The 12,404-nt window shown below is 67.0% G+C and carries 11 protein-coding genes and 1 tRNA gene; 4 read left to right on the top strand and 8 right to left on the bottom strand.

The genetic code is table 11. The annotated features are described in order from the left end of the window. Positions 1 to 150 precede the first annotated feature (150 nt). From yidD to rpmH, 3 genes are read right to left on the bottom strand one after another with little or no spacing between them, the layout of a single operon-like run. Positions 151 to 558, bottom strand: a complete 408-nt coding sequence (gene yidD, locus WAZ62_RS01425; RefSeq protein ID WP_422641748.1) for a membrane protein insertion efficiency factor YidD — start codon at positions 556 to 558, stop codon at positions 151 to 153. Beyond that, positions 459 to 893: a ribonuclease P protein component gene (rnpA, locus tag WAZ62_RS01430; protein WP_422641749.1), complete on the bottom strand. Its 435-nt coding sequence runs from the start codon at positions 891 to 893 to the stop codon at positions 459 to 461. Before rnpA ends, yidD begins: the two co-directional genes overlap by 100 nt. A 5-nt stretch (positions 894 to 898) precedes the next feature. Further along, positions 899 to 1,033, bottom strand: coding sequence for a 50S ribosomal protein L34 (gene rpmH, locus WAZ62_RS01435; protein ID WP_422641750.1), 135 nt, complete (start codon positions 1,031 to 1,033; stop codon positions 899 to 901). Positions 1,034 to 1,380: 347 nt separating this feature from the next. Between rpmH and WAZ62_RS01440 the strand changes: the two genes are divergently transcribed. The 3 genes from WAZ62_RS01440 (at position 1,381) to WAZ62_RS01450 (ending at position 6,712) form a co-directional block, all read left to right on the top strand. Further along, positions 1,381 to 4,944 (top strand): calcium-binding protein, encoded by a 3,564-nt coding sequence (locus WAZ62_RS01440; protein ID WP_422641751.1) that lies wholly within the window; start codon positions 1,381 to 1,383, stop codon positions 4,942 to 4,944. A gap of 104 nt (positions 4,945 to 5,048) precedes the next feature. Beyond that, positions 5,049 to 5,687, top strand: a complete 639-nt coding sequence (gene parA / locus WAZ62_RS01445) for a ParA family partition ATPase (RefSeq protein ID WP_422641752.1) — start codon at positions 5,049 to 5,051, stop codon at positions 5,685 to 5,687. Further along, positions 5,684 to 6,712 carry a P1 family peptidase gene (locus WAZ62_RS01450; RefSeq protein WP_422641753.1) on the top strand — a complete coding sequence of 343 codons (1,029 nt, stop codon included), beginning with the start codon at positions 5,684 to 5,686 and terminating at the stop codon, positions 6,710 to 6,712. Before parA ends, WAZ62_RS01450 begins: the two co-directional genes overlap by 4 nt. A 28-nt stretch (positions 6,713 to 6,740) precedes the next feature. Here WAZ62_RS01450 and WAZ62_RS01455 read toward each other — a convergent pair whose 3' ends face one another. Then, positions 6,741 to 7,814: a hypothetical protein gene (locus WAZ62_RS01455; protein WP_422641754.1), complete on the bottom strand. Its 1,074-nt coding sequence runs from the start codon at positions 7,812 to 7,814 to the stop codon at positions 6,741 to 6,743. 367 nt (positions 7,815 to 8,181) lie between these two features. Between WAZ62_RS01455 and WAZ62_RS01460 the strand changes: the two genes are divergently transcribed. Beyond that, positions 8,182 to 8,258, top strand: a tRNA-Arg gene (locus WAZ62_RS01460). Between the two features lie 169 nt (positions 8,259 to 8,427). On the opposite strand, the gene WAZ62_RS01465 is transcribed toward WAZ62_RS01460, so the two are convergent. The 4 genes from WAZ62_RS01465 to WAZ62_RS01480 form a co-directional block, all read right to left on the bottom strand. Beyond that, positions 8,428 to 9,576, bottom strand: a complete 1,149-nt coding sequence (locus tag WAZ62_RS01465) for a Fic family protein (RefSeq protein ID WP_422641755.1) — start codon at positions 9,574 to 9,576, stop codon at positions 8,428 to 8,430. 306 nt (positions 9,577 to 9,882) lie between these two features. Beyond that, positions 9,883 to 10,182 carry a hypothetical protein gene (locus WAZ62_RS01470; RefSeq protein ID WP_422641756.1) on the bottom strand — a complete coding sequence of 100 codons (300 nt, stop codon included), beginning with the start codon at positions 10,180 to 10,182 and terminating at the stop codon, positions 9,883 to 9,885. A gap of 78 nt (positions 10,183 to 10,260) precedes the next feature. Beyond that, positions 10,261 to 10,401, bottom strand: a complete 141-nt coding sequence (locus tag WAZ62_RS01475; protein ID WP_422641757.1) for a hypothetical protein — start codon at positions 10,399 to 10,401, stop codon at positions 10,261 to 10,263. A 222-nt stretch (positions 10,402 to 10,623) separates the two neighbouring features. Next, positions 10,624 to 12,404, bottom strand: a 1,781-nt coding sequence (locus tag WAZ62_RS01480) for an ABC transporter ATP-binding protein (RefSeq protein WP_422641758.1), incomplete at its 5' end; no start/stop codon positions are given.

A 12,404-nucleotide genomic window follows, 5' to 3' on the forward strand; every position in this document is an offset into this window, starting at 1 on the left:
GTCGCCGAGGGCGTGCCGGGGACGGCGGGGGCCGTTGCCGGCGCGATCGCCGCCGCCTGTTCCCGCTGGCGCTGGCGCGGCGCGTCGACGAAGTAGTTGAAGCCGAGCAGGATCAGAATCGAGGCGACGACGGCCAGGATCAGATTGCGATTATCGAGCATCACCGGCACCTGTGGGCGTGATGGGGGGAGTGGCCGCGGAGCGGCATGCGAATAATGTCGTGCCCCTGGGGGGTACGGGGTCGTAACCATGGCCACCGAAGGGATGGCAGCGGCACAGGCGGCGGACCGTCAGCGCGCTGCCCCGGACGGGGCCATGCACGCGAAGGGCTTCCAGCGCATAGGCCGAGCAACTCGGCATGTAGCGGCAGGCCGGCGGCAGGGCCGGCGAAATCAGATAACGCCAGATCAGCACGGGAAGGCTGAGCAGCGCGACGGCGAGCGCGGACAGCCGGGCCCTCACGGCTGCGGGCTCCGCAGCAGCTTCAGGCGGCCAAGGGCCGTGGTCAGGTCGCGGCGCAGATCGTCGAACGGCCGCACCGCCGTCTCCTGGCGGCACACGAGGACATAATCGGTCCCGCCGAGGGCCTGGGCCGGCATGATCTCGTCGACGAGCGCGCGCAGCCGGCGCTTGGAGCGATTGCGCACCACGGAATTGCCGACCTTGCGCGAGGCCGTGAAGCCGACGCGGGCTTCCGCCGCATCGGCGTCGGCACGGGCCATGGCCTGAAGCATCAGGCCCGGGGTCGTGAACTTTCGTCTTGCCCCAGCCACTGCCAGAAACTCCTGCCGTGTCTTCAGGCGAACAAGCCGCAGCCGCACGAATGCCCCTTGCTCGGGGCTCTCATGCGGCTGCGGCAGATCCGTCGAGGCCGGCCTGTCAGCGGCCGGCATGGTCGTCAGGCCGAAAGACGCTTGCGCCCCTTGGCGCGGCGACGGGCGATCACCACCCGGCCACCCACGGTCGACATGCGCGAACGGAAGCCATGACGGCGCTTGCGCACGATGGCGCTCGGTTGATAGGTCCGCTTCACCGGATTACTCCATTATCATTGGCCGACAGGGCGCTTTGCCAGCGCCTTGCCGAAACGAGCCACGGTCTATACGGGGGCTTTGGGCCGAAGTCAACCGGAGTCCCCCGCCTTGCCGCAATCGGCGGGAATGTGACCCGGGTCACGCCCGCCAGTCAGGACGCGGGTTGTTCCGGCGCCGGCATGAGATTAATTCTTAGGCGCCGGCATGAGGGGGGAGCCCGACCGTCGGCGGTTTGCTTGATGTCCGGTCGCTTGCCGGCCAGCCGCACCCGTGGCTGGCGACAGTCCCGCCTTGCCCGCGACGTGGCGGGGCGGCCGGTGGCGGCCCCGCAGAGACCAGGGAGCGCATGATGGCAGACATCCGCGGCACGACTTCGGCCGAGACGATCGACGGCGCCGATGGCGTCACCTCCGGCGCCGACGATATCTATGGCCGGGGCGGCAATGATGTCGTGTTCGGCTTCGGCGGCGCCGATCTGATCGCCGATGGAGCCTGGAGCGGCGGTCCGGCCCGCATTGCCTTCAATTTCGCGGTCCACGGCTTCAGTTCCTGGAGCAGTGGCGGCAACGACGAATTCCACGGCGGCTCGGGCGATGACGTGATCTTCGGTGACGGCGGCGACGACCGCCTGTTCGGCGATGGCGACGACGACATCCTCCATGGCGGTATCGGCAACGACACGCTGGACGGGGGTTCGGGCGATGACATCCTGTCCGACGACGCCGGCAATGAAGTGATCATCGGCGGCAGCGGCACCGACACCGTCCGCTACGTCATCACGGGCACCGGCGATGCCGAGCCCAGCGATTCGGAGCCGCTGTTCCCGACCGGGGTGAAGGGCGTTTTCGTCGATATCGAGGCCGGCCGTTCGGGCTTCGCCTTCACCAACAGCGCCAGCAACCGCATCGCCAATGTCTCCTATTCCAGCATCGAGATCTTCGAGATGGATGCGACGCGGACCGAGGCCGACGAATTTCGTGGCGACAACGCGGCGCAGACCGTGCGCGGCTTCGGCGGCGACGACCTCCTGGAGGGAAGGGGCGGGGCGGACACGCTCGACGGCGGCGAGGGCAACGACACGGCGAGCTATGAAAGCGCGCCCACCGGCGTCTCGGTCACGATCCGGACCGCCGACATCAACCAGATCTTCGGCAATTCCGACGAATTGGGCGACCGCCTGATCAGCATCGAGAATCTGACCGGCTCGCGCTTCGGCGATTCGCTCAGCGGCGGCGACGGCGCGAATGTGCTCAAGGGCCTCGGCGGCGACGATCGGCTGGACGGCCGGGGCGGGGCCGACCGGCTCGACGGCGGCACGGGCACCGATACCGCCGACTATCAGATTTCGACCGCCGGCATCACCATTTCGACCGATGGCACCGCCGGCACCGGCGGCTTCGCCCAGGGCGACCGCCTGACCAGCGTCGAGAATGTCATCGGCTCCCGTTTCCGTGACGTGATCAAGGGCGAGACCAAGGCGATCAACAATGTCTTCGAGGGGCGGGACGGCAACGACGACCTGCTCGGCCTCGCCGGTGACGACACGCTGGCGGGGGGCCTCGGCCTCAACCTGATCGACGGCGGCGCGGGGATCGACACCGTCAGCTACCGCGATATCGCCGGGCCGGTCAGCGTCTCGCTGCAGGATTTCGGCGGCGGCGGCAATGCCTCGGCTTCCGGCCTGTCGGACACGATCTTCGGCATCGAGAATGTCGACGGTACCGATGCCGGCGATTTCGTCCTCGCGGATGACAATGTGAACCGGCTGCGCGGCTTCGGCGGCGCCGACGACCTGCGCGGCCTTGGCGGCGACGACGATATCCAGGGCGGCGACGGCGACGACGTGCTGATGGGCGGCAATGGCGGCGACCGGCTGAACGGCGGCACCGGCACCGACACGGCGACCTATCGCCTGTCGCAGAAGCCGGTCCATGTCGACCTCGGCCTCGGCCAGGGCTTCACCGGCGAGGCCGCGGGCGACATCCTGACCAGCATCGAGAATGTGATCGGCTCCGCTCATGACGATCTTCTGATCGGCAATGGCCAGATCAACGATCTTGCCGGCCTTGGCGGCGACGACAGGCTGATCGGCGGCGGCAGCCGGGACAATCTGTCGGGCGGCGAGGGGTTCGACACCGCGTCCTACGAGACCGCCGGCTTCGCCATCACGCTCAATCTGGCGGTGCCGGGGGCCAATTCCGGCGATGCGGCGGGCGATACATTCGCCGGCATCGAACGCTGGGTTGGCTCCGCCTTCGCCGACGTCATGGCGGGCGACGATGCCGGCAACCGCTTTGACGGCGGCGGCAGCGGCGACACGCTCCTCGGCCAGTCGGGCGACGACGTGCTGCATGGCGATGCCGGCGACGATCGGCTGGACGGCGGCTTGTGGAACGACCAGCTGTTCGGCGACGAGGGCGACGACGTGCTTATCGGCGCGGGCGGTGCCGATGCGTTGGACGGTGGCGACGGCATCGATACCGCCAGCTATGCCGGCGCGGCCTCGCGCATCGCCCTCGACATGAACGACCCCGCCTTCGGCCGGGGCGATGCCGGCGGCGATACGTTCGTTCGGGTCGAAATCGTCGAGGGCACGGCCTTCGACGACGAGATCCGCGGCACCCGCGATCAGGCCATGACCTTACGCGGCGGCCGGGGCGCGGATACACTGGTCGGCGGCGATCTGGCCGACACGCTGCAGGGCGGCGGCGAGAATGATGTCCTGATCGGCGGCATCGGGGCCGATCGTCTCGACGGCGGCGACGGTTTCGATACCGCGTCCTATGAAAACTCGATCCGCAGCGTCATCCTCGATCTTCGGCCGGTGCCGGAATTCACGGGGGGCGACGCGACGGGCGACAGTTTCACCTCGATCGAAGCCTTCCGGGGCAGCGCCCATGTCGACATCTTCATCGGCAACGATCAGGACCTGACCTTCGAGGGGCTGGACAGCGGCGACCTGTTCCTCGCTGGGGCGGGGCGCGAGGCTTTCGTCGGCGGCCAGGGCGGCGATATCACCTCCTATCTGCTGGCGAGCGGGGCGGTGCAGGTCGATCTGGCGGATATCGCCCGCAACACGGGCTTCGCCGCCGGTGACCGCTATTCCTCGGTCGAGACATTGCGCGGCTCGGATTTCACCGACCTGCTGCAGGGTGACGGCAACGGCAACCGTCTTGAAGGCGGCGGCAGCGGCGATCGGATCGAGGGCCGGGGGGGCGACGACGCGCTGCTGGGCGACGGCGGCGACGATGTGCTGGTCGGCGGCGCCGGGGCGGATGCCCTGACCGGCGGCGACGGCATCGATGCCGCCAGCTATGAAGAGACCACGGGCGTTACCGTCGCCCTCGACGGCGGCGTGGCGGGCACGGGCGACGCGGCGGGCGACACCTTCGCCGGGATCGAGAATCTTCTCGGCTCCATCACCGGCCGCAACAACCTGCGGGGCGATGGCGGGCGCAACGAGCTGATCGGCGGCAATGAGCTCGACAAGCTCGAAGGCCTCGGCGGGCAGGATACCCTGCGCGGCGGGCGCGGCGACGATCGCCTGTTCGGCGGGGCCGAGAACGACACGCTGTTCGGCGGGCGCGACAACGACACGCTCTCCGGCGGCTCGGGCCGTGACAGCCTGCGGGGCGAGGAAGGGGACGACACGCTGACCGGCGGCACCCAGCTCGACCGTTTCCTGTTCACGGCGCAAGGCTTTGGCCGCGACACGATCACCGACTGGGAAGACGGCACCGACCTGTTGCGGGTCACCGGCGCCGTGGCCGACGATCTGTCGGACTTCGACATCACCGGCGATGGCACCACGGTGGTGACCCTCAGCCTGCGCGCGGACCCGACCAGCGTGATCGAAATCCGCAGCGCGGTGGCCTTTACCATCGGCGCGTCGGATTTCGAGTTCGTCTGACGCGGGTTCCGCGCCCGCGCCTGCCTGTTTCGCTTCAATCTCGTGAATTCGCGCCTTATCCTGCAACGCAACCAAAGGGTCTGGCGACGAATCGGGGGCACGGCATGGCAAAGGTGGTGACGGTCGCTCAGCAGAAGGGCGGCGCCGGCAAGACGACGGTGGCGGCCCATCTCGCGGTCGCCCTGGCGGAGGCCGGGCACAGGGTCGTGGTGGTCGATACCGACCCGCAGCAGAGCCTGGCGGCCTGGGTCCGCGTGCGTGCGGCCTTCGGCGTCGGCAATGTCATCATTCCGGTCAAGGCGGCGCCGGGCTGGAAGGCGGGGACCGAGATCGACCGCGCCAAGCGCGAGGGCGATATCGTCGTCGTCGACAGTCCGCCCCACACGGAATCGACGGCCAAGACCGCGATCCGCGCCGCCGACCTGATGCTGGTGCCGATGCAATTGTCGCCCATGGACATGTGGGCGACCAAGCCGACCCTCGATCTCGCCGGCTCCAGCAAGGTGCCCTTCATGCTGGTGCTGAACCGGGTCTCGCCGCGCGGCAATCTGAATGAACAGGTGCTGCGGGAAATCGCCAAGGCGGGCTATCCGGTGGCGCTGTCCCGGCTCGGCAACCGCACGGCCTATGCCGCCAGCCTGCTCGACGGTCTCGGCGTGACCGAGGCGCAAGGCAAGAGCCCGGCGGCGGAGGAGATTCGCGCCCTCGCCGCCGAGGTCGCCGAACGTCTCGGCGCGAAGTGAACGGACGCCAGGCGCCGGTCCCCGGGCCGCGCAATCTGATCACCGACGTGACCGGCCTTCGGGTCGGCAATGCCGAGGACAGGGGGCTGCGCAGCGGTGTCACCGTGCTGCTGCCCGATCAGCCGGCGGTGATGGCGGTCGATCAGCGCGGCGGCGCGCCCGGCACGCGCGAGACCGACAGTCTCGACCCTGTCAATTTCCTCACCGACTTCCATGCCCTGGTGCTGTCGGGCGGCTCGGTCTTCGGGCTGGCAGCGGCGGATGGGGTGACGGCGGCGCTCTCGGCCGCGGGCATCGGCATCGAGATCGGCAAGGCGCCGATGACCGTGCCCGTGGTGCCCTCGGCCATTCTGTTCGACCTCGGCAATGGCGGCGACAAGGCCTGGGGGCTGGAGCCGCCCTACCGTCGGCTGGGGATCGAGGCGTTGCGCGCCGTCGGGCTCGACTTCGCCCTCGGCAATGCCGGGGCGGGGTTCGGCGCGATCTGCGGCCGGCTGAAGGGCGGGCTCGGCTCGGCCTCTGTCGTCGTCGACGGGATCGAGGTCGGCGCCCTGGTCGCGGTCAATGCCGTGGGCAGCGCCCTGATGCCGGATAGCCCGGTGTTCTGGGCTCATCCGTTCGAATGGGGCGACGAATTCGGCGGCCGCAAGCCCGGCCGGGCCGAGGCGGTGCGCCCGCCCGATTATGACCTGCCGGCGGACGGCAAGGTGGTGATGGGCGGCCATACCACGATCGCCATCGTCGCCACCAACGTCAGCCTCGACAAGGCGCAGGCCAGACGTTTCGCCATGCAGGCGCAGGACGGGCTGGCGCGGGCGCTGCGGCCGGCCCATACGCCCTTCGATGGCGACACGGTCTTCGCCGTCTCCACCGGACGACGGCCGCTGGACGCGCCGCCGGCCCTCGCCATCGCCAGGCTCGGCCATCTGGCGGCGGACTGCCTGGCGCGGGCGGTGGCACGCGGCGTCTATGAGGCGACAAGCCTGGGCGACCTGCCGTCCTATCGGGATACCTGGGAAAAATGATGCCGATGCCCGGCGCCCGGCGCCGGGGTCAGCGGATGTAGAGGCGGACTTCCGGCACCGAAGCCTCGGTGCTGGTGGTCGCCGCGACCGAAACGCGGTCGGACGGCAGGCCCATGTCGGTCAGGGTACGCAGCACGCCCTGGGCGTTCTGCTTCGACTTGTTCTGGTTCATCGCCACTTCCGACGCGCTGCCGCCGGCCGGGGAGACGGCGACCAGATCGAAGCCGGTTTGCGGCCGCTGATCGAGAACCTTGGACACGGCGGTGTAAAGCGCCTGCTGATAGGCGACGCCCGGCTGATCGAAGCGGATGACGACCAGCGGCCGGCGATCATCCAGCACGCCGGTGTCGGCGACCGGCGGCGGCGCGTCATAGAAGGTCGGCGTGGCCGAGACGCGGCTGGGCGTGAAGGTGCGGGTGGAGATCGAATCGCCGTAAAGCTCGCCGTTCTTGATCGCGAGGGCGAGGGTGGTCAGGTTCGACCGCTCGCCCGAGACATAGACGGTCTGGCGGGAAATCTGGTCCGACAGGGCGGTCATCAGCCGGTCGATGCGGACAAGCAGGCGCGAGGTATCATCCTCGATCATGTTGAGGGCGACGCGGTCCTGATCGATACCGCCCGACAGGCCGAGGGCGGCGCGGGTCGAATCGAGAAGATAGGCCGCCGAGGTCGACGAACTGGAAACCTGGCTCGCCAGCTGACCGAGGGCGGTCACATTGCCGGTGACATTGTCGAGTTCGCGCTGGGCCTGGTTCCACTGCTGGACCAGCAGCGGGTTGCCCGGGGTGGTGCCGAGCTGCAGCCGCGCCTGGGCCGCGGCGACGACGCCGTGATAGGCCTCGGACGAGCGGACGGTCTGCGCCAGCAGGGCGTTGTAATTCTGTTGCTGCGACTCGACGGCGGATTTCAGGCGGCCGAGATCGCCTTGCAGCTGTTCGACCTTGCGGCCGACGATGGTGCCGGTCGAGGTGACTTCGAAGCCACCGCCGGCGGAATCAAAAGAAGGTGAAGGCGAGAACCACGAGCAGCCCCCAAGGGCGGCGGCGGACACCAGCAGCAGGGCCACGGAGCGGAAGCGGCCCCGCCGCATGTGCGAAAGCATGGACGTCTCCGCGGGGCGCACGGCAATGTCAACGGCACGATCGGTCGCGAAAGCCATCCCGGTTCACTCGTTCTCCAACAGCCGGGATGCTGCCAACCAGGACTGACCCGGCAGCGAATCTCATCCCGCGCACCCGGCCAGACCGCACCCTGCAGCCCCCTCAAGCCGGGGCCGATACTAGCCATAAGGGCCATGGTGCCACAAGCGCCGAAAGCCGAAAGATTCCATATCGTTGCCATTAAGTCGCGCCCCCTTGCCGGGGGTGGCGGCATGGGGCCGGAAAATTCCTGAAATTCCCTGTTGCAAGCCCCGCCCCCTTCGGCTAGCTTCCCGGCCTCCGAAGCGGCCATGCCGCATGAAGGACAGCGCGCCCGTAGCTCAGCTGGATAGAGCATCAGACTACGAATCTGAGGGTCAGGAGTTCGAATCTCTTCGGGCGCGCCAATCCTTAATTTTTGAAAGCAAGCTCTTGTGATCTTGAGCCGTCGCGCCCCGCGGGGTGCGGGGTTGGTCGCGTCGCGTGCTGTTTCGCTCGGCTGAAGTGCTGAACCTCCTCCGTGGCAGGCCAATGCATTGCTACTGGGCAGGTGATGGAGGCCAGCGGGAGCCTTGGTTATTCACTCGGGCGCCTTGCGAACAATTCCAGATATCGTGCGAAGGCAAACAGCCTGTTGCGGCGCTGTCCGGTCATTTCGACCAATACGCCATGGCGGACCAGATCACCGATCAAGGATGTCGCGGTGTTCGTGGTCGTCGCCAGCATTTTCGTGACGTATTTCACGTCCACGACAGGCCGCTTGTAGAGAAGCCGCATCAATGCCTGGACGTTTCCCTGCCGTCGATGGCTGAAATGAGGCAGAACCTCGCGCTCGATGTGTTCCTTCAGAGCGAGAATGGCCCGAAAAACCCCGATCGACAATTGGGCCGTTTCTTCCACGCCATGCAGGAAGAAGATCAGCCATTCGCGGAGGTGGTTCCCTTCGCGCACAGCCATCATGCTGTCGACATAGACTGTCTTGTTGCGCTCGAAATAATCCGAAAGATAGAGGGAGGGCTTCGAAAGCAGCTCTTCGGACGCGAGATAGAGCGAAATCATCAGGCGGCCCAGCCTGCCATTACCGTCCAGAAACGGATGGATGGTCTCGAATTGATAGTGGGCGACGGCGATTCGGATCAGTGGCGGCACGCGCAGTTCCTGATCGTGCAGGAATTTCTCCAGGTCGCTCATCAGGTCGGGGACGCGCTCGTGGTGTGGTGGCACGAAGACCGCGTCCTTCAGGCTGACCCCGATCCAGTTCTGACTGATGCGGAATTCACCCGGGCGTTTGGTCTCGCCGCGCACACCTTCCATCAGGATCGCATGGGTTTCCCGCAATAGGCGGTTCGAGAAGGGCAGGCGCTCGAGACTGGTGATGGCGTGATTGATCGCCCGGATGTAGTTCTGGACCTCGGTCCAGTCATCCTTGTCCTCTGGCGAAAGATCGTCGAGGTCCTTGAAGGCGTCCTCGATATTGGTCTGGGTGCCCTCGATACGGCTTGATTGCGTCGCTTCCTTGGCGACATACATCGTGATGAAGAAGTCGATATCGGGCACGAGCTGCGAGAAGGCGTTCAGCGCGCCCAGGGCGCGGTCGGCGCGGCTCAGGAGATCGCTGACCTGCGGATCGGCGATGATCCAGGCATGGTGGATCGGTGTCGGCACGAAACTCCGATATTCGAGCTGACGTTCGTATTGCCCTGCCTGGTAGGACGATAGATCCATATTTCAGAAACCCCGGCGTTTTCTGACCTAACGTTGAGGTATATATCAGAACTGGAACCGCCTCCAAGCCGATTGTCAGGTTTCGGCGACTTTCTGAAATTAATGGAGGCTGAATTTCAGGTCTTGGCGCCGATGCTCTGACTGTCGCCGGGGTGATCGCGGTTGCCGTCGCAGCCCTTGGCCGTGCCGAGTGCGCCGCCCAACGACGGCCTCACCCCCTGCGGCAATGGCCATGTGAGCTTCTGCGTTCTCGGGTCCAGCCCTGAGGGATATCGGTCCCGTGGGACCGCCCCGCGCGTCATGCCCTCAATGGGGCGCATCCATCTGGCGCTGGCCAATCACGTCGACATGGGCGGCGTCGCTGGCGGGGGCGAGTTTCCGCTCGGAAAACTTGAGATGGAGCAGTTCGCCGTCGTCGGTCAGGAGTTCGACGTCGGGCCGGCCGAAGACGCCGACCAGATAGGCCGCGGGCAGCCTGATTTCGCCGCAGCGCGTGATTTCGCCGGACTTGCGTTCGTAGGTGTCGAAATCATAGGCCGCGCGGACGATGTCGGTACCGGCGCATTTCAAAATGCCGCTGCCGGCCGTGCCCCTGAGGTAGCGCATGGGATTTTTCCTGAATCATGAGGGAAGGTCGGCCCGACGGATCGGCCGGTGAGCGTCCGGCCGATGGGGCCGGCCGGCTCAGCGCTTCTTCTTCGGGGGATTGGCGGCCGCCTGCTGGACACGGCCGAGCAGGGCCGCGGTTTCCGCGACGGCCACCGGCTTGGGCGCCGCCTTGGGTTTCTTGGCTTCGCGATTGCTGCGTTTCTGTGCCTTGGCCATGGGACTCTCCTGTGTATCGGATCGATACGGGCGCGTGGAAATGATGTGGCGAACGGCCGCCGTACGCGCCCGTTCAATTCAAGACGGGCGCGAATGACCACAACAAAGCGGTCTTAATTCGGGGCGGCGATTGTTCGAAGAATTTTAGGGGCTGATATTAGCACGATTAACGCCGGTCGGGCGGAATTGATGAAATTTATTTCACCATATTCCCCGTTTGTTTCAGGGCATGGCCTGTGCCGCCGCGAATTGCGACTGATAGAGCTGCCAGTAATGGCCGCGCAGGGCCAGCAGTTCCTCGTGGCTGCCCTGTTCCAGCAGATGCCCGGCTTCCATGTAGACGATGACATCGGCGTCGCGGATGGTGGACAGGCGGTGCGCGATGACGAAACTGGTGCGCCCGGCCCGAAGCCTCGCCATGGCGCGCTGGACGAGGAGTTCGGTCCTCGTGTCCACCGAACTCGTCGCCTCGTCCAGGATCAGCACCGACGGGCGGGCGATGAAGGCGCGGGCGATGGTCAGCAACTGCTTCTGCCCCGTGCTGAGGACGCCGCCGGCCTCGTCCACCACCGTGTCGTACCCCTCGGGGAGCTTGCGGACGAAATCGTCGACATGGCACGAGCGGGCGGCTTCGAGGATTTCGGCCTCGGTCGCGCCGTCCTTGCCGTAGGCGATGTTCTCGCGGATCGTGCCGCTGAACAGCCAGGAATCCTGCAACACCATGCCGAAGTGCCGCCGCAGGCCCTCGCGCGGGAAATCCCGGGTATCGACCCCGTCGAGCCTGATGGCGCCGCCGTCGATGTCGTAGAAACGCATCAGGAGATTGACCAGCGTGGTCTTGCCGGCGCCGGTCGGCCCGACGATGGCGACGGTCTCGCCCGGCCGGGCTTCGAGGCTGACATCCTCGAACAGCGGCCGTTCGGGATCGTAGCGGAAGGTGACGTGATCGAAGACGACGTGGCCCCGGGGTGTGTCGATCACGGCGGGGGTTCCGGTGTCCGGCGTGATTTCGGGCGCGTCCAGCAGCTCGAACACCCGCTCCGCCGAGGCGGAGGCGGATTGCAGGACCGAGGCGGCGCCGGCGATCTGGCCGATGGGCTGGTTGATCTGCCGGATATACTGGATGAAGGACTGCAGCACGCCGATCGATATCGCCCCGGCGAGGATCTGCAGCGCCCCGCCGGCGACCACGGCGGTGAAGCCGAGCTGGCCGACGAACATCATGACGGGCTGGATGGTGCCCGACAGGAACTGCGCCTTGAAGGTGCTGGCCCGCAGCGTTTCGTTGCTGGTCTCGAACCGCGCCCGCGCGCGTGCCTGATGGCCGAAGACCTTCATCAGGGTATGGCCGGTGTAATTCTCCTCGACATCGCCGTTCAGCGCGCCGGTGGTGCGCCACTGGTCGACGAAATGCGGCCGGGAGCGGGCCGCGATCCGGCGCGACAGCCATACCGACGCGGTCAGCGAGGCGATGGCGATGGCGGCGAGCGTCGGCGACATCCAGAACATCAGGCCAAGCACGGTCAGCAGTTGCAGCGCCGACATCAGCAGCTGGCTCAGGAGCTGCTGCAGGCTCTGGCTCACATTGTCGATGTCATTGGTGATGCGGCTCAGGACTTCGCCATGGGGCTGGCGATCGAACCAGGCGAGGGGCAGGCGGGCCAGCTTTCGCTCGGCGTCGTCTCGCATACCCCGGCTCACCGACTGCACGATGCCATTGGTGAACCAGGCCTGGGCCCAATTCAGCAGAACGCCGAGGACCAGAAGGCCGGCGGCGAGGCCGAGGATCCGGGCCAGCGCCGCCAGGTCGAGCGGGACCCCGCGCGCGACGGTGGTGACGACGAGGTCGGTGCCCCGGCCCAGCTGCCACGGCACGAGGCCGGAAAAGACGACGCTGGCGACGGTGCAGACAAGGACGAGGGCGGCGGGCAGTTTCCGCCTGGCGATCAGGCGGGCGAGGCGGCGCAGGGTGCCGCGAAGGTCGCGCGCCCGCGCCACCGACC

Origin of the sequence: Zavarzinia sp. (assembly GCF_049306435.1) — a bacterium.
GTDB lineage: Bacteria > Pseudomonadota > Alphaproteobacteria > Zavarziniales > Zavarziniaceae > Zavarzinia.

Excerpts from the sequence above, each read along its gene's own strand:
- rnpA (WP_422641749.1), bottom strand. The coding sequence starts at position 893 with ATGCCGGCCGCTGACAGGCCGGCCTCGACGGATCTGCCGCAGCCGCAT.
- WAZ62_RS01440 (WP_422641751.1), top strand. The coding sequence starts at position 1,381 with ATGATGGCAGACATCCGCGGCACGACTTCGGCCGAGACGATCGACGGC.
- parA (WP_422641752.1), top strand. The coding sequence starts at position 5,049 with ATGGCAAAGGTGGTGACGGTCGCTCAGCAGAAGGGCGGCGCCGGCAAG.
- WAZ62_RS01455 (WP_422641754.1), bottom strand. The coding sequence starts at position 7,814 with ATGCTTTCGCACATGCGGCGGGGCCGCTTCCGCTCCGTGGCCCTGCTG.
- WAZ62_RS01465 (WP_422641755.1), bottom strand. The coding sequence starts at position 9,576 with ATGGATCTATCGTCCTACCAGGCAGGGCAATACGAACGTCAGCTCGAA.
- WAZ62_RS01470 (WP_422641756.1), bottom strand. The coding sequence starts at position 10,182 with ATGCGCTACCTCAGGGGCACGGCCGGCAGCGGCATTTTGAAATGCGCC.
- WAZ62_RS01475 (WP_422641757.1), bottom strand. The coding sequence starts at position 10,401 with ATGGCCAAGGCACAGAAACGCAGCAATCGCGAAGCCAAGAAACCCAAG.